The organism is Streptomyces sp. bgisy130 (assembly GCF_057708345.1).
Genome location: NZ_JBYISA010000011.1, coordinates 62270 through 79299 on the forward strand (window position 1 = coordinate 62270; position 17030 = coordinate 79299).

At 74.6% G+C, this 17030-nt stretch carries 13 protein-coding genes and 1 pseudogene; 5 read left to right on the top strand and 9 right to left on the bottom strand.

What is annotated here, in order from left to right; all coding sequences use genetic code 11:
- Nucleotides 1-2 precede the first annotated feature (2 nt).
- The gene (locus tag AC3EUV_RS17060) at nucleotides 3-1529 is read left to right on the top strand and encodes a hypothetical protein (protein WP_435603244.1); all 1527 of its coding nucleotides are present in this window, start codon (nucleotides 3-5) and stop codon (nucleotides 1527-1529) included.
- 30 nt (nucleotides 1530-1559) lie between these two features.
- On the opposite strand, the gene AC3EUV_RS17065 is transcribed toward AC3EUV_RS17060, so the two are convergent.
- From AC3EUV_RS17065 to AC3EUV_RS17075, 3 genes are all read right to left on the bottom strand, one after another.
- Nucleotides 1560-2942, bottom strand: a complete 1383-nt coding sequence (locus AC3EUV_RS17065; RefSeq protein ID WP_435603245.1) for an FAD-dependent oxidoreductase — start codon at nucleotides 2940-2942, stop codon at nucleotides 1560-1562.
- Nucleotides 2943-3104: 162 nt separating this feature from the next.
- Nucleotides 3105-4301 (bottom strand): thiolase family protein, encoded by a 1197-nt coding sequence (locus AC3EUV_RS17070; protein WP_432142766.1) that lies wholly within the window; start codon nucleotides 4299-4301, stop codon nucleotides 3105-3107.
- Between the two features lie 95 nt (nucleotides 4302-4396).
- Complete coding sequence (locus tag AC3EUV_RS17075) at nucleotides 4397-5158, bottom strand: DUF4349 domain-containing protein (RefSeq protein ID WP_435603246.1); 762 nt, start codon at nucleotides 5156-5158, stop codon at nucleotides 4397-4399.
- Nucleotides 5159-5358: 200 nt separating this feature from the next.
- Between AC3EUV_RS17075 and hemG the strand changes: the two genes are divergently transcribed.
- Both hemG and hemQ read left to right on the top strand, forming a co-directional pair.
- Nucleotides 5359-6819, top strand: a complete 1461-nt coding sequence (gene hemG / locus AC3EUV_RS17080; RefSeq protein ID WP_432142764.1) for a protoporphyrinogen oxidase — start codon at nucleotides 5359-5361, stop codon at nucleotides 6817-6819.
- A gap of 2 nt (nucleotides 6820-6821) precedes the next feature.
- Entirely contained in the window at nucleotides 6822-7583 is a 762-nt protein-coding gene (gene hemQ / locus AC3EUV_RS17085) for a hydrogen peroxide-dependent heme synthase (RefSeq protein ID WP_432142763.1), read from the top strand.
- 84 nt (nucleotides 7584-7667) lie between these two features.
- Here hemQ and AC3EUV_RS17090 read toward each other — a convergent pair whose 3' ends face one another.
- From AC3EUV_RS17090 to AC3EUV_RS17110, 5 genes and pseudogenes are all read right to left on the bottom strand, one after another.
- Nucleotides 7668-9356 carry an alpha/beta hydrolase gene (locus AC3EUV_RS17090; RefSeq protein WP_432142762.1) on the bottom strand — a complete coding sequence of 563 codons (1689 nt, stop codon included), beginning with the start codon at nucleotides 9354-9356 and terminating at the stop codon, nucleotides 7668-7670.
- Nucleotides 9357-9440: 84 nt separating this feature from the next.
- The gene (locus tag AC3EUV_RS17095) at nucleotides 9441-10241 is read right to left on the bottom strand and encodes a TIGR04222 domain-containing membrane protein (protein ID WP_435603247.1); all 801 of its coding nucleotides are present in this window, start codon (nucleotides 10239-10241) and stop codon (nucleotides 9441-9443) included.
- Nucleotides 10242-10314: 73 nt separating this feature from the next.
- Nucleotides 10315-11292, bottom strand: coding sequence for a TIGR04222 domain-containing membrane protein (locus tag AC3EUV_RS17100; protein ID WP_432142760.1), 978 nt, complete (start codon nucleotides 11290-11292; stop codon nucleotides 10315-10317).
- Nucleotides 11293-11297: 5 nt separating this feature from the next.
- A pseudogene (locus AC3EUV_RS17105) lies at nucleotides 11298-12672 on the bottom strand (MbnB/TglH/ChrH family RiPP precursor modification enzyme).
- Nucleotides 12673-12909: 237 nt separating this feature from the next.
- Nucleotides 12910-13659, bottom strand: coding sequence for an aminoacyl-tRNA hydrolase (locus tag AC3EUV_RS17110; RefSeq protein ID WP_435603248.1), 750 nt, complete (start codon nucleotides 13657-13659; stop codon nucleotides 12910-12912).
- Between the two features lie 244 nt (nucleotides 13660-13903).
- On the opposite strand from AC3EUV_RS17110, the gene AC3EUV_RS17115 reads away from it, so the two are divergent.
- On the top strand, nucleotides 13904-14821 hold the full coding sequence (locus tag AC3EUV_RS17115; protein WP_435603321.1) for an ATP-binding cassette domain-containing protein: 918 nt from the start codon (nucleotides 13904-13906) through the stop codon (nucleotides 14819-14821).
- Nucleotides 14818-15486, top strand: a complete 669-nt coding sequence (locus tag AC3EUV_RS17120) for an ABC transporter (protein WP_435603249.1) — start codon at nucleotides 14818-14820, stop codon at nucleotides 15484-15486. Before AC3EUV_RS17115 ends, AC3EUV_RS17120 begins: the two co-directional genes overlap by 4 nt.
- A gap of 108 nt (nucleotides 15487-15594) precedes the next feature.
- Here the strand turns inward: AC3EUV_RS17120 and AC3EUV_RS17125 are convergent, their stop codons facing one another.
- Entirely contained in the window at nucleotides 15595-16962 is a 1368-nt protein-coding gene (locus AC3EUV_RS17125; protein WP_432142757.1) for an alkaline phosphatase PhoX, read from the bottom strand.
- Nucleotides 16963-17030 lie beyond the last annotated feature (68 nt).

Below are 17030 nucleotides of genomic sequence, written 5' to 3' on the forward strand. Positions count from 1 at the left end.
TCATGCATGCTTCCGCCGACGCCCCGATAGCCGACCTCGCCGCCGCCTGGCGGCTGGTCGACCACCGCTCCACGGCCGAGGCGGCCGATCCGGTCGTCCTCGACTGTGCCCGCCGGCTCGCCGCCGACCCGGGCGGCGAGCGCGCCGCCGAGTGGGTCTACGGGCTGCTCTCGATGACCCGCTACCTCGCCACGAGGGCGGATGACGCGACGACTCGGCAGGTCGCGGAGGTGCTGCGCACGGCGGCCCACGCCCTGGACGGCCCGCCCTGCGATCACCGCACGCACCCCTACGAAAGCGCCCTGGAACAGATCGAGTTCGATGAACTCCGGCTGACCGGCAGCGCTCCGGACGTGGTGCTCCTCGGCAACGGCACGCCGACCGAGGCGGACCCGGCGTGGCAGGAGCCGGGCACCAAGGAGGAGTACCGCTGCCCGCACGCCGTCGCGGTGTTCGCGCGGATCGCCGCCGAGATCATCGCCCCCGGCACCCCGCAGGGCATTCCCGAGCGCATTCCGCACGACTACGAGGACCGCATCGAGGACCTCGCGTCGGTCCTGCACGGCTATCCGCGCGGCGGCGTCCAGCCCGCGTACGAGATCAGCGCCGGGACCGGCCTCCCCGCGCACCCCACCACGGGAGCCCTCGCCGGGCACCTCGCCCTGCTCCGCGCCGGATGCTGGGAGGCCGCTTCCGGGATGATCAGGCCGCGCTGGGTGCTCGACGACATGATCGGGACGCTGGAAGCCGCGCTGCGGGCGCTGGAGGGCGCGAGCTGCTCGCACGGTGGCGGCGCCCACCCCGAGCTCTCGGGCGACCCGGACACCGATGCCGGCACCGGCTACCACCTCCTCACCCCGGGCGGCCGCGCCCGGCTCCAGCGGAGCCACGAGGACGGCATCGAGGACGCGCCACCCGCCGCCTGGACCTGCCGCGCCCATCTACAGGAGCTGGCCCGCGACACCCTCGGCCATCTCACCGCGGCCCGCGACCGGTTCTTCGGCGAGCGCCGGACGGAGTACCTGGACGCGGAGTGCCTGCGTCCCGACGGGACTTGGGACGCGGCGCGGCTGGCGGGAGTGCTGCGGGGAGCCGACGGGGGCGAGGAACGGACCGAGGACCTCGGGGTGTGGGCCGCACGCCGCTTCGTGGGCGGTCCCGGCACCGCCCACGAACGCCTCATCCTGTTCCTGACCGTGTGTCACAGCCTGGACCTCGCCTACCCGGACCCGCCGCCGTCCGTCTACCGCGAGCTGCGCCCCGTACTGGAGAGCGCCCTCGCAGCGGTGCCGGAGATGTGCCCGCACGGGGACGCACACCCGGGAGCGGGGGCCGGTCTGCCCGGCGAGGCCGGTGCGCACCTCGCCCACCTCTGTGCCCCGGAGAGCTTCCCTGCCCCGGAGGGCGCGCGGGAGCCGGACGCCTGGGCCTGCCCCCGGAACCTCGCGCCGCTCGCCGAGGAGTGGCTGGAGTGGTGTGACACCTGGGACGAGGACGCGGAGGACGGGTACGGCGAGGACGACGACTGAACCGGGGCGGTCCGGCGCCGTACCGCCGTGTCAGAAGCCGGCCGCCCGTACGGCCCCGGCCGCCTTGCGGGCCGCCACCAGGACGGGGTCCCAGACCGGGGAGAACGGCGGGGCATAGCCGAGGTCGAGGGCGGTCATCCGTTCCACCGTCATCCCGGCCGTGAGCGCGACCGCCGCGATGTCCACCCGCTTGCCGGCGCCCTCGCGGCCGACGATCTGCACGCCCAGCAACCGGCCCGTACGGCGCTCGGCGAGCATCTTGACGTGCATCGGGCGGGCGCCGGGGTAGTAGCCCGCGCGGTTGGTGGCCTCGACGGTCGCCGTGACGAAACGCAGTCCGGCGGCCAGCGCCTCCCGCTCCAGCAGCCCCGTCCGGGCGATCTCCAGATCGCAGACCTTGCTGACGGCCGTGCCGACGACCCCGGGGAAGGTGGCATAGCCGCCGCCCACATTGGCGCCGATGACCTGCCCGTGTTTGTTGGCGTGGGTGCCCAGCGCGATATGGCGGGTGCGCCCGGAGATCAGGTCCAGCACCTCCACACAGTCGCCGCCGGCCCAGAGGTGGTCCTGGCCGCGGACCCGCATCGCGAGATCGGTGAGCAGCCCGCCGGACTCGCCCAGCGGCAGCCCGGCCGCGGCGGCGAGCGTGGTCTCGGGGCGTACCCCCAGACCCAGCACGACGACATCCGCCGGGTACTCGCCGTCCTCGGTGGTGACCGCGCGGGCCCGCCCTTCCGTATCCGTCAGGACACCGGTGACCGTCGTCCCGCACACCGTCTCGATGCCCATCCCGCACATCGCCTCATGGACGAGCGCGCCCATGTCCGGGTCCAGGGTGGACATCGGCTGGGCGCTCTGCTCCAGGACGGTGACCGCGTAGCCGCGACGGATCAGCGCCTCGGCCATCTCCACGCCGATGTAGCCCGCGCCCACGACGACCGCCCGCCGGCCTGATGACGCATCGAGGGTGTCCAGCAGGGCCTGGCCGTCGTCGAGGGTCTGCACGCCGTGTACCCCCGGCGCGTCGATCCCCGGCAGAGGGGGGCGGCTCGGCCGGGCGCCGGTCGCCAGCACCAGCTTGTCGAAGCCGGTCCATGACTCCCGGCCGCCGTTGTCCAGCTCCCGGGTACGCACCCGGCCGCGGTCCAGGTCGAGTTCGGTGACCTCGGTACGCATCCGCAGATCGATGTCCCGGGCGCGGTGCTCCTCGGCCGTACGGGCGATCAGCGCCTCCGGGCCGTCGACGTCGCCGCCCACCCAGTACGGGATGCCGCAGGCGGAGTACGAGGTGAAGTGGCCGCGCTCGAAGGCGGTGATCGTCAGCTCACCGGGCTTCCGCAGCCGGCGGGCCTGCGATGCCGCGGCCATCCCCGCCGCGTCGCCCCCGACGACCACCAGCCGTTCCGTCGCCATGCCGGGTGCCCCTTCGTCGTGTGCCGCCGCGTCGTGCGGTGCGGCGTCTGCGAGTGTGCCGGCGCCGCCTCGCCTGGAGGTGCGCCGGCCCGCGGGCGCCACGTTACGGCGCGCACGGCGTCCGCGCGGCCCGGCCGGGCCGGCACCGCGCGGAGCGGAGACTCAGCGCTCCAGGACCAGTGCGAGCCCCTGGCCCACGCCGATACACAGTGCGGCGAGCCCGGTACCCGAGCCCAGGGCGGCGAGTTGGTGGGCCACCGAGCCCGCGAGACGGGCGCCGGACGCGCCCAGCGGGTGGCCGATGGCGATGGCGCCGCCGCGCGGGTTCACCACCGCGGGGTCCAGCTCCGGCCACTGCCCGATACAGCCCAACGCCTGGGCCGCGAACGCCTCGTTGAGCTCGAAGGTGGCCACCTCGTCGAAGCCGCGCCCGGACCGCTCCAGCGCGCGCCGGACCGCCTCCACCGGGCCCAGGCCGAACAGCTGCGGCTCGACGCCGGTCACCGCGCTCGCACGGATACGGGCCAGCGGCTCCCGCCCGGTGGCCCGCAGCCCCTCCTCGTCGACCAGCAGCAGCGCGGCCGCTCCGTCGTTGAGCGGCGAGGAGTTCCCGGCGGTGACCGTGCCGCCGGCCGGGCGGAACACCGGCTTCAGCTTGGACAGCGACGTCAGGGAGGACGCCTCCCGGATCGCCTCGTCGCGCACCAGGTCGACATCCGGCAGCGGGACGACCTCGGCGTCGTAGGCGCCCTCCTGCCAGGCACGCACCGCCTTCTGGTGGCTGGCCAGCGCGAAGACGTCCTGCTGTTCGCGGGTGATGCCGTGCTGGTCGGCGATCAGCTCGGCGCCCTCGCCCAGCGAGACCGTCCACTCCGGCTGCATCCGCGGATTGACCATCCGCCAGCCCAGCGTCGAGGAGAACATCTCCTGATGGCCCGCCGGGTAGGCGCGTTCGGGCTTGCGCAGCACATAGGGGGCCCGGCTCATCGACTCCACCCCGCCCGCCACCGCGATATGCGCATCGCCGTGCGCGATGGCGCGGGCCGCCTGGATGACCGCCTCCAGGCCCGACCCGCACAGCCGGTTGACGGTCACGCCGGGGACGGTCACCGGCAGCCCGGCCAGCAGCACCGCCATCCGCGCCACATTGCGGTTGTCCTCGCCCGCGCCGTTCGCATCGCCGAAGCAGACGTCGTCGATCCGCGCCGGATCGAGGTCCGGGGTGCGGTCCACCAGGGCCTTGAGCACATGGGCGGCGAGGTCGTCGGGCCGTACCCCGGCCAGCGCGCCGCCGTACTTGCCGACGGGGGTCCGTACGGCATCGACGATGTAGACATCCCGTACGCGTGGGTCGGTCATCAGGCGCTGTCCTCGCTGTCCCGGCTCGGCATCGGTGCGGCGGTACGAAGATCGACGCCCGCCGACCACGAGTCTTTGCCCGTCGCCGCCCGCTGTCAACGGGGCTCCCGGTCACCTTCCGCCGCCGTATCGGACGCTTCGGCCGGCCCGGCGACACCGGGCGCGTCCGCCGCACCGCCCGCCGGCTGCGGGGTGTACCCGCCGGCCGTCCGCGGGCGTCGCCGCGTCACCGGCAGCCGGTCGCGGACCAGCCGCCACAGCGCGTACAACAGGCCCGCGGCCACCGCGAAGGGCAGCACCGCGCCGACCGCCACCAGCACCCACCGCACGGCCGTCAGAAAGGCGTGCCAGCCGCCGGACAGCGCGTCCCCGAACGACGTCGGGCGGTCTTCGTCGCGGTCCCCGGGGGCGGCGTCCGGCTGCCGCAGCAGCAGCGTGACGGTGGCCGTCCCGGTGCTCTCCTTGAGCGACTTCAGCTGGGCCTCCAGCGACTCCAGATTCGCCTCCCGGGTGCTCAGTTCCGATTCCAGGGAGACGATGTCGCCGATCGTCGTGGCCTTCTCCATCAGCGCCCGGACCCGCGCCACACTGGCCCGCTGCGACCTGATGCGGCTGTCGGTGTCCACCACCTGGGCGGTGACGTCCTTCGCCGAGACCTCACGGGAGAGCAGCTTGCCCAGCCCGGCCAGCCGCCCCAGCACCGCGTCGTACTCGGCGGGCGGCACCCGCAGCACGATCCGCGACCGGTCATGGCCGGTGGCGTCGCGGTCGGTGGTCTCGTCGGCGGTGTACCCGCCGGCGCCCTCGACCGCCGCCCGGGCCTTGGCCAGTGCCGCCGCGATGTCCTCGGTCTGCACGGTGACGGTCGCGGTCCGGACGATCTGCGCGGGACCGGACTTCCCCGGCTTCCCCCGCCCGCACCGCTCCCCGCATGACGCTCCCCCTCGAAGTGGCGTGCCGTTGTTGGCTCTTCGACGGACCGCGGCCCACCGGGGTTGCCGTCCGCGGATCGCGATCCGGTCACGGTCGTGTCGGTGGGCTCTGAGAGAGTGGAGGCATGAGCGCAGCGCACACCCGTACGGGCCGCGAGCCCGGTCATGCCGTCGTCATCGGTGGAGGCATCTCCGGGCTGGCGGCCGCGCACCGCCTCCTCGGAGGCGGCGCCCGGGTGACCGTCCTGGAGGCGTCCGGCCGGCTCGGCGGGAAGCTGCGCGCCGGTGCGATCGCGGGCGTCCCGGTCGATCTCGGTGCCGAATCGATGCTGGCGAGGCGCCCGGAGGCGGTGGACCTCGCGCGCGAGGTCGGGCTCGGCGACCGTCTTCAGCCGCCCGCCACGGCCAGTGCGTCGCTGTGGACCCGCGGTGCGCTGCGCCCGATGCCCAAGGGGCATGTCATGGGCGTCCCCGGGGATCTCGGTCTGCTCGCCGCCTCCGGGGTGATCTCGCCGGAGGGGATGGCGCGGATCGCCGAGGACGAGACGCTGGCGCGGACCGAGGCCGGTGCGGACGTCGCGGTCGGCGAATATGTCGCCGCCCGGCTCGGCCGGGAGGTCGTCGACCGGCTCGTCGAGCCGCTGCTCGGCGGCGTCTACGCGGGCGACGCCTACCGCATCTCGATGCGCGCCGCCGTCCCGCAGCTCTTCGAGGCCGCCCGTTCGCAGCGTTCCCTGATCGAAGGCGTCCGAGCCCTCCAGGCGCGCGCCGCCGCCACCGCGCCTCCGGGCGGGCCGGACGCAACCCCTCCGGTCTTCATGGGCATCGACGGCGGGATCGGAACGCTGCCGTCCGCCGTTGCCGAGGCCGTCCGCCGGGCCGGCGGTGAGATCCACCTCCGGACCCCCGTCCAGGCCCTTGACCGGTCCGCGGGAGAGGGCTGGCGGATCCGCCTCGGCGACCGGACCCTGGAGGCCGACGCGGTCGTGCTGGCCACGCCCGCGGGTGCCGCGGCGGGCCTGCTGCGCACCGAGTGCCCCGACGCGGCCGCCGCGCTGGACACCGTCGACTACGCCTCGATGGCGCTGGTCACCATGGCCTTCCGCCGCGCCGACCTGGACCGGGTGCCCGGCGGCAGCGGCTTCCTCGTCCCGCCCGTCGACGGCCATCGCATCAAGGCCTCGACCTTCGCCAGCCACAAATGGGGCTGGATCGATGCCGCCGACCCTGACCTCTTCGTACTGCGTACCTCCCTCGGCAGGTACCAGGACACCGCCGACCTCCAGCGCGACGACTCCGAACTGGTCGGCCTCTCGCTCGCCGACCTCGGCGCGGCGGTCGGCCTGACCGCCCGGCCGGTGGCGAGCACGGTCACCCGCTGGGAAGGCGGACTGCCGCAGTACTCCGTCGGCCATCTGGAGCGGGTCGCCGGGATCCGCGCGGCGGTCGCCCGGATGCCGGGTGCGCTGCGGGTGTGCGGCGCGGTCTACGACGGCGTCGGCATCCCGGCCTGCGTCGGCTCGGCGCGCCGCGCCGCGGACGAGCTCCTCGGCACCCTGACGCCGGACGCGGTCCCCGCCGAGTGAGAATGGACCACATGACAGACGCTTCCACTCCCGCTTCCGCGCCGCAGACCCCCGCGGCGCCCGAGAAGGTGCCGCACGCCGGCAAGAAGGCCAAGGACCTCAACGAGGTCATCCGCTACACCCTCTGGTCCGTGTTCAAGCTGCGCGAGGTCCTCCCGGAGGACCGCAGCGGCTTCGCCGACGAGGTCGAGGAGCTGTTCGCGCAGCTCGCGGCCAAGGACGTGGTGGTCCGCGGCACCTACGACGTGTCCGGTCTGCGGGCCGACGCGGACCTGATGATCTGGTGGCACTCGGAGAGCTCGGACGCCCTCCAGGAGGCGTACAACCTCTTCCGCCGGACCCGTCTGGGCCGGGCGCTGGAGCCGGTGTGGTCGAACATGGCGCTGCACCGCCCCGCCGAGTTCAACAAGTCGCACATCCCGGCCTTCCTGGCCGACGAGCAGCCGCGCGCCTATGTGAGCGTCTACCCCTTCGTGCGCTCCTACGAGTGGTACCTCCTCCCCGACGAGGACCGCCGCCGGATGCTGGCCGACCACGGCAAGATGGCCCGTGGCTTCCCGGACGTGCGCGCCAACACCGTGCCGTCCTTCTCGCTCGGCGACTACGAGTGGGTGCTGGCCTTCGAGGCCGATGAGCTCTACCGCATCGTCGACCTGATGCGTCATCTGCGCGGCTCCGAGGCGCGGATGCACGTCCGCGAGGAGATCCCGTTCTACACGGGGCGGCGCAAGCCGGTCGCCGAGCTGGTCGCGGGTCTGGCGTAACCGGACGCGGGTGTCCGGGCGGGCCCCGGACACCGCACCGCGGGCCGCCCCCTCAGGGACGGCCCGCGGCGCAATGGGGGTCGGCTACTTCCCGGGCAGGGCGTGCTGGGCCCGGGTCGCCTGCTGGCCCGGCAGCGGCTCCGCGCGCGGTGCGCAGTAGGCCCGGTGCGCCGGGACCTTCCCGTGCAGCAGATACGCCTCGGCGTACTTGTTCACACAGGCGTTGTCGTTGAACGCGACGCCGTGGGTGCCGGCGCCGTTCTCGGTGACCAGTGAGGAGCCGGGCAGCCGGCGCTGGAGCTCCAGCGCCCCCCGGTACGGCGTCGCCGCGTCCCGCTCGGCCGCCAGCAGCAGCACCGGCGGCAGCGCACCGGGCTCCGTATGGACATCGAGCGGACCGCGCCGCCCATGGAGCGCGTCGTCGACCTGGGTCCTGGCCACATGGCCGGCGACATCGGCCAGGTCCCGCCCGGCGGCGGGGTGGTCCGCGCGGCGCACCGCGTCATCGAGCTCGGCCGCGGCCGACGCCGGCCGGTCGGGCCAGTAGGCGCACGGCAGGTTCATCCAGGCGTTGTCCCAGGTCTCGAACGGGGCGATCCGGGCGATCTCCGTGTTGTCCCGGTTCCAGGTCCGCCATGCGCGCGGCCAGGGCGCGTCATTGCACTCCACGGCCGTGTAGACGGCGTTGCTGTTCTCGTCGGCGGCGGCGCCGGTGTCCCGGGGCAGGGCCTGGGCGATCAGCGGCTTGGGGTTGCCGTGCAGGTACCCCGCGAGCGCCTCGGCGCGCATCGGCCAGAAGGCGTCGTTGTAGCCGGTCTTCAGGAACGCCGACTGAAGCTGGCCGGCGCCGATCTTCCCGTTGAGCGGGGTGCGGCGCAGCTTGCCCGCGGCCTTGTTGTACGCCTGCTGCACCGCCTTCTTGGTCGTACCGAGGTGGTACTGCGCGTGGTGCCGGGCGACCCAGCGCAGCCAGTCGCCCCAGCGGCGCTCGAAGGCGACGTCCTGGTCGAGGTTGTTCTGGTACCAGATCTTCCGGGGCGAGGGATTGACCACACTGTCGAAGATCATCCGTCGTACGTGGCCGGGGAACAGCGTCGCGTAGAGCGCACCGAAGTACGTCCCGTACGACGCGCCCATGAACGTCAGCTTCTTCTCGCCGAGCGCGGCCCGCAGCATGTCCAGGTCGCGGGCGTTGTTGACGGAGTTGTAGTACGGCAGGTCCGCGCCGGCCCGGCGGACACAGCCGCGGGCGTACTCCCTGGCCTCCGCCCGCTTCCGGTGCTTGAAGGCGGCATCGGGGTGCATCCGGCTGTCGGTGGGCGCCTTGGCGAACTCCTTGGGGTTCTGGCACGACAGCGGCGCCGAGCGGCCCACACCCCGTGGCGCATAGCCCACGAAGTCATAGGCCCGGGCCACCTTGCGCCACTTGGGGAGCCCCCCGTAGAGCGGGAACTCCATGCTGGACGCGCCGGGGCCGCCGGGGTTGAAGACCAGGGCGCCCTGCCGTTCACCGCGCGCCGTGGCGCGGATCCGGCTGACGGTGAGGTGGATCTTCTTGCCGTCGGGCCGCGCGTAGTCGAGGGGAACGGTGAGTCTGCCGCACTCGACGGTCGACGGCAGATGCTCCACCGCGGCGCAGCGGCCGAATTCGATGCGGTGCGGAACGGGTGCGGGTGGCGCGGCGGCGGCCCCCGTGGCGCCGCCTGCCGGGGCAGTGGCGAGGGCGCTCACCAGCAGCGACCCGATGGTGCCGTACAACGCAAGTGCTCTCACTGGCCGTCCCTTCGTGTGTGCATACAAAAGGGATATTTGAGGCGGTGATTGTCGTTGTAAAGCACCTGGCTCCGGTGTCGGAGGCTATGCCCCGGAAGAGTGGAGCGCGGCGCGCAAGGCGGGATCGGTGAGGGCGGCGGGGCCGCGGAGGGCGAGAGTGACGAGGGAGGCGGGCGTGGCAGGGGCGGCGGGGGAGCGGCCCACGCCGGGCAGTTGCCGCTCGCCGGCGGTGGTGGCCCAGTCGCTGTACGGGTGGAGCTCGAAGCGGGCCACGGCCCAGGTCCCTAGGGTGAGGATCAGCGGCAGCGAGAACCAGGCCAGGAGCAGCCCGGTGTCCGCGCCGGCCGGTGCCATCCAGTAGGACGCGGCGGCGGACAGCAGCACCAGCAGGACGGCCCCCTGCACCAGGCGGACGGCGCTGCCGACACCCGGACGGACCGCGGCGGGCACCGCCAGCCCGTCGGTCACCAGCCGGTCGGCCACCTGCCGCACCGCGTCGTCGCCGACCAGGGCGTCCCGTATCGCCGGTATGCGGCACTGCCCCTCGGGGCCGATGGCGGTCAGGGTGGCGCGCTCGACGGCGTCCTTGCCGACCGGGTCGACGACGGTGGCCCAGCCGGTGTCGGCGAGCAGCAGCCGCCGCTGCTGGGCCATCAGCACCAGCACCACATCGGCGAGCCGGTGCGGGCCGCCCGACAGGTACGCCATCTCGTACAGGGTCAGGCGGGGGCCACGGCGCGTGGCGGCCGCGTTCGGGACGGTCCCGGGGGCCGGCCGCGGGGCCGGCCCGGGGGTGGCACGGGCCGCGGCGACCGCGGCACGGCAGAGCAGCGCACAGGACAGCACCGCCGCCGAACAGGCGACGAGGAAGAAGAGCAGCCACATGTCGGTATTTTTATGCGAGCCGACACGACGGCCGCCACAAATTTCTCAGCATGCGGGCAGTTGCCCGCCCGGCTCAGCCGCCCCCGCAGCCTCCGCCGCCGCAGCTCGACCCGCCCCCGCACGACGAGCCGCCCCCACAGCTCGCACCGCCGCACGACGAGCCGCCGCTGCCGCATCCGGACCCGCCGTCCGAGGAGCCGCACCAGGCGCCACCGTCGCTCCCCGAGCCGCCCCCGGAGGCATCGGACGCGGAGCTGCCGGACGACGCGGAGCCGCTGCCCGCCGCGGCCCGATGCGCCTCCTCGAACTGCTGCCGCAGCAGTTCGTCCGCGATCAGCGCCGTACCGCCGAGCGCCACCACCAGCCCGGCCGGCTGCCAGGCCCCGCCCACGCCCGCGTGCGCGGACGCCGCCTTCGCGGTGTGCAGGGCGAACGACCCCGCCCTGGTGATCCGCCGGGTGAACGCCTTCCGGCACAGCGACGCCACGACCAGACCACCCATCACCGCGGGCACGGTCGTGACGACCGGCGGCACCGCGAACCCGTCGTCCCCGCCGGACCCGGCGACCGAGAGCAGCACCCCCACGAGGAAGAGCACCCCGCAGGCCGCCATCTGGACGCCCGCCCACCGGCGCCAGCCCCGGCCGAGCTGCGGCCGGCGCAGCAGCCCGCGGGCCGCCAGCCCGTCGCCGACGCCCTGTACCGCCGTGCTGCGCATCGCGGTGGCCCGCAGCGCGGCGAGTGCCCCGCCGGGCGTCCGGGCGATCGCGTCCAGCACGGCCGCCTCGACGGCGTCCCGGGCGAGCGCCTGGCGCACGGTCACCACTCCGGGGCCGCCCACGGCCAGCCGGCCGTCCTCGTGCATCCCGGCGAGTGCGGCGTCCACCACCCGCCCGGGGCCGCCGGCCAGGAACGCCATCTCCCACACGTCGTGGGCCAGGGCGTCGGTCCGCCGGACGGACGGGGTGCGCAGCCGCACCCATACGGTGCCGAGGATCAGCAGCAGCGACGAGGCGGCGATTCCCGCGTACACCGCCTGGGGGTAGGACATCGCGGTCACCCCCGGCGCCGGAAGAGCCGCAGGGCGCGCGCCAGCCGGGCCGCGGGCCGCGCGGACGGCGGCTTCGGGCCCGCACGGTCCCGCCACCACTGCGTCAACTGCCGCCGCGCGACCGGGTCTTCGGGCCGTCCCTGGGCCAGCAGATACGCCGCGAAGTCCAGGGCGTCCTGGCGGTAGCCGCCGCTCATGGGCCGGTTCCGGGCATGGTCCGCGAAGGCGGCCCGGTAGCCGGCGCCGAGGATCTCGGGCAGTTCGGGCGCGACCTTGGCGACCACCTCGGCCCGCTTGGCGGCCAGCGCCCGGCTCTGCACCCCCAGCCGGGTGCGGTCGAAGCCCTCGGGGGCGGGCGTCCCGGCGACCAGCGCGGACAGCAGCGCGGTCTGGGCCAGGGCCAATCGCTGGCGGGCGGCGTGGGTGTCGGGGGCGGGGTCGGGGGCGGTGCCGGTGCTGGTGGCGGTGTCGGCGCTGGTGGCGGTGGCCGCATCGCCGGGTGCGGTGTCTGCTCCCGGCGCGATGTCCGGCACCGCCTCAAGCCGCCCGGTCATGGCGGGCCTCCTTCAGCACGGTGCGTATCGCATCGAGTTCACCGGCCAGTTCCCCGCCCTCGGGGAAGTCGTCGTCCCGCTCCAGCAGCACCCCGGGCGGGGTGGTCCGGTCACACAGCGCGGCGAGCACGTCCAGCACGGGCCGGGTCACGGGGTGGGCGTGGCTGTCGTGCCACACCCCGTCCCGCTCCACCCCGCCCGCGACATGGACGTAGGCGAGGGCGTCGAGCGGCAGTTCGTCGAGGGCGGCCTGTGGGTCCTCGCCCCGGTTGATGTGGTTGGTGTGGAGGTTGGCGACATCGATCAGCAGCCGCACCCCGGTCCGCTCGACGAGCTCGGCCAGGAACCGCCCCTCGGTCAGCTCCTCGCCCGGCCAGTTGATGAGGGCGGCGATGTTCTCCAGCGCCAGCGGCACCGGCAGGGCGTCCTGGGCGATCCGTACGTTCTCGCACAGCACGTCCAGCGCGTCCCGGGTCCGTGGTACCGGCAGCAGATGCCCGGCCTCCATACGGGGCGAGGCGGTGAGCGGACCGCCGGCCCGGACGAAGGCGATGTGCTCGGTGACCAGCGGTGCGCCGAGCGCCTCGGCGCGCTCGGCGAGGGCGGTCAGCCGGCCGGGGTCCGGACGGTCGGCGCCCCCGAGGCCGAGCGAGACCCCGTGCGGGATGACGGTCGTGCCGCGCTTACGCAACTCCTCCAGGGCGTACGGCAGATGGCCCGGGCAGATGTTCTCCGCGACCACCTCGACCCAGTCCACCCCGGGCAGCTCCGCGATCTCCGCGGCGATCTCCGGCCGCCAGCCGATTCCCGTACCCAGGCGCTCCATGGCTCCCCCTCTCGCTCCGTGGTGTCGTACTCATGCCGCACGGGGCCCGGCCGAACCCTGCCCCGGCCGAGTTCAGAGGTTGATTTGAGCTTCTGATCCGAGCTTCACCGGCGCCGTGGCGGTGCTGCCCGGCGCCGCTGCGGGCCCACCTCTGCCCTACGGCGGCGAGCGGTGCGAGCGGTGCCGGACGGTGGCCTGATCGGGACGGGCACCGGGCCCGGCGGCACCCGCGCCGGCTCACCCCTCGGCCGCCAGGGCCCTCCGCAGCGCCGGGTGGTCGGCCACGACCGTGCAGGAGCCCGGCGCGATCTCCGTGAACCCGGCGTCCTGCACCACGGGCAGACCACTGCGGGTGAGCGCGTCCCACTCCGCGCGCCCGGCGGACCGCACCGACAGCGGGAACCCGGCCGCCCGCCACGCCGCCCGCTCCTCCTCGGACAGCTCCCACCACGCCAGCTGCGCACCGTGCCCGGCCTGCGCCATCTCCTTGCCCGCCGACATCTCCAGCTCGGGGTTGAACCACAGCACCGGACCGTCGCCGGGCGCCCCGGGCGGCTGCGGATCGTCCAGCTCGGTGCCCGAGACCTGGAGGCGCGCCAGGTCCTTCGGCCAGCCGTCCAGCGGCACCGGCGGGAAGACCCGCACCTCGGCCTCGTGGCCGGTGACCGTGATGCCCGGCAGGGCCGTCGCCCGCCGCCACTCGGCGCGGCGCGCCCGCCGCACCACCTTCCGGATCCGGGCGTCCTGCCAGTCCCGCACCGCCGCGGCCCACTCGCCGTCCCCGGCCGACCGCTCGTCCGACAGCAGCACCAGCACCGCCCGCGCGGCCGTCTCCAGCGCGTCCGTACGCGCCGGCGGGGCCTCCCGCTCGATCCGTACGACGAGCGGCAGCACGAACTGCGGCGCCGCGTCCCGGTCGGTCTCTGCGTGCTCGAAGGGGCTGCCGTCGCTGTTGCCGGCCGGCCCGGCGGTCTCGGTGCTGGTCACCCGCCCAGTCTGCCAGCCGCCACCGACAGCGCCCCCGGCCCGCTCCCGCCGCTCCGGCACCGGCCGGCCGCGACGAGGCCCAACACCGCCCGCCCGGCGTGAGGTTGGGGCGCGTACGGTCCGGAGCCGAACGCCGCCCCGGGCGGGCACCAGGTGCAAGGCCCGGCTACCGTCGGGAGCGGTGGGGTGGTGGAGCGGCGGGAGCGGTGGGGCCGCCAGGAGGGCAGCGGAGGTGCCGGAGCGTATGAGGCTGGACGGGGTGGGGCGGCGGTACGGGGTGCGCGGCCCCTGGGTGCTGCGGGAGGTGGACCTCGACGTGCCCGCCCGGGCGCTGCTGCGCGTCGAGGGGACCAACGGCAGCGGGAAATCCACCCTGCTGCGGCTGCTCGCCGGGATCGACCGGCCCAGCACCGGCCGGATCACCGGCCGCCCGCGCACCGCCTACGTGCCCGAACGCTTCCCGGTCGCCCTCCCCTTCACCGCTATCGGCTACCTCACCCACCTCGGCCGCATCCACGGGCTGCCCGGACCCGAGGCGACCCGCCGCGCCACCGAGTGGCTCGAACGCTTCGGGGCGGCCGGGCATGCCCGGACCCGGCTGGCCGAGCTGTCCAAGGGAACGAGCCAGAAGGTCGCGGTCGCCCAGGCGCTGCTCGCCGAGCCCGACCTCCTGGTACTGGACGAGGCATGGACCGGTCTGGACGGCGGCGCGCGCGAGGTGCTCGACCGGGCGGTCGCCGAACGGGTCGCGGACGGCGGCACCGTCGTGTTCGTCGACCACGACCCGCAACGGCTGGCGGGCGCAGCCGACGCCCGCTACCGGGTCGCGGACGGACGGCTGTTGACCGGCGAGGGGTGCGGCTTGGCGGCGGGTGCGACGGCCGCGGCCGGTCCCCGGGTGCGCATCGAGGCCGAGGGGGCGGCGGCGAGTCTGCCGGCCGCCGGAGCGCCGCGGCTGCCCGGCGGCCCGGAGATCGCGCCCGGACCGGACGGGACGACCCGGCTGACGGTGCCGGCCGCCCACTCCGACGCCCTGCTGCGCGCCCTGCTCACCGCCCGTCCGCCGTGGCACATCCGCTCGGTCACCGCCGTCCCGCCGCCGCACGACGCCGCCGTCCCCGCCGACGATTCCCCCGCACCCCATGAGGCCCCGCTCCCGTGATCGCTCTCCTCCGCTATCAGACGGCACTGCTCATCGGCTCGCACCGCTGGCTGCCGCCGGTCATCCTCTACGCCGCCTGGCTGGCCATCGGCGTCCAGGGCGGCGGGCCGATCCTCGATGCGTTCGGCTATGCCGCCGGCGGGCTGCTGCCGGCCGCCGTATGGCTGACCCGGGTCTGCGTCACCAACGAGCCGCCGGCCGCCCGCAATTGCGCCGCGGCGGCCGCCGGGCCCGGCCGGGTACACCTCGCCTGTGTATTGACCGCGGCCGGCACCGGGCTGCTGCTGGCACTGCTCGGCACGGGGGTGGTCGTGCTGCTGTCGGACCCGCGCTCCACCGACCACCAAGTGGCCGTTCCGGTCGCGCCGGCGGCGCTCGCCGGGCTGCTGGCCGCGCTGGTGTGCCTGCTGATGGGCGTCGCCCTCGGCGCGCTGAGCAACTGGCCGGTGCTGCGCAGCACCGGCTGGAGCATCCCGACGGGTCTGATCGCCGCCCTGCTGCTGTTGGTGCTGGCCGCCTCGCCCGCCAACGCCGCCGTATCGGGCCTGGTCACCGGCTCCGTCCACGGAACGATCAGCACCCCGTGGCTGCCGCTCGCCGTGACCGGCCTCATCGCGGCCGCCGCGACGGGGGCTGCGTGCGCCCTCAGCTCCCGGCGGGGGTGACGGGGGAGGGGGCGGCTGAGGGGCCGCCGGCTCTCCCCCTCCCCCTCCTCCCCCTTCGGGGGAGGGGGCGGGGGTGGGTTCGGGGGGGGAGTGGGCCCCGCCGCAGCCTCAGTGCCCCCAAGGCCCCGTAACCGCGAACGTCGTCCCCGGCGTATAGCAGTTGACGTACATCGTGCGGTGGTCGGGCGAGAACGTCACGCCGGCGAACTCGCCCCACTCCGGCTTCTCCGGGGTGCCGATGTTCTGCCGGCCGCGGGCCATCGCATAGACCTCGCCGCGCCGGGTGAGGCCGAAGACGTGCTGGGCGCCCTCGCCGTCCTCACAGACCATCAGGCCGCCGCTGGGCGCGAGACAGATGTTGTCGGGGGATTCGCCGGGCAGTTGGAGATCGGTGTCCGGGCCGAACACGACCACCTGGGTGAGCCGCCGCTGCTTCGGGTCGTACCGCCAGACCTGTCCGTAGTGGTCGGCCGCCGAGCCGTCCTTGCGGTGGGCGAAGCTGGAGATGAAGTAGACGCAGGAGCCGCCCCAGTAGCAGCCCTCCAGCTTCTGGGCGTGGGTGATGCCCTGGGGGCCGAAGTCCTGGAAGCGGATCGGGGTCTCACGGGCCAGCGGATCGGGCACATCGACCCAGGCGACGTGGTCGAAGGTGGTGCCGGGCTGCTGGATGGTGGACAGGTCGGGCACACCGGGGACGCGCAGGGCCTGGAGGCGGCCGCCGGCCCGGAGCGAACCACGGCCGCCCATCGGCTTGTCGGGCAGAAAGCGGTAGAAGAGGCCGAACGGCTTCTCGAAGGCGTCCTCGGTCTCGTAGACGATGCCGGTGCCGGGGTCCACCGCGATCGCCTCGTGCTGGAAGCGGCCCATCGCGGTCAGCGGGACGGCTCCGGTGCGCCGCGGGTCGTACGGGTCGACCTCGAAGATGAAGCCGTGGTCCTTGGTGTAGTTCTCCTCACCGGCCCGGAGTTCGGTCTCCTCGCAGGTCAGCCAGGTGTTCCAAGGGGTGGGGCCGCCCGCGCAGTTGGTGGAGGTGCCGGCGATGGCGACCCGTTCGGAGAGCACCTTGTTGTCCCGGTCGAGTGCGAGGGCCGTACAGCCGCCCTCGCCGCCGGGGTCGTAGGTCAGATCGCGGACGCGGGGGACGGCGGAGCGGGAGTTCGTACGGTTCTCGTGGTTGCGGACGAGGTAGGTGCCGCCGCGGCGGCCCGGGAACGCCGACATGCCGTCGCAGTTGCTGGGCACCGGGCCCTCTCCGGAGGGCAGCGGGTCGCCCTCCTTGGAGAGGACCTTGTAGCGGAAGCCCTTGGGGAGGTCCAGCAGGCCGTCGGGGTCGGGGACCAGCGGCCCGTAGCCGCGCTCTCCCATGCTCTGGGCGGTCGCGGTTCCCGTGAAGAGCTCCGTGAGGCTTCCGGAGAAGGCGATCCCCGCGCCCAGCGCACCGGTTCTCGCGAGGATCTGACGTCGTGTCGCGGACATGGGCAACTCCCTGTTGGCGGACAGGTGGCGTGACCCGCACGTGTGTAGCACGCAACCGGGCCGCCGGG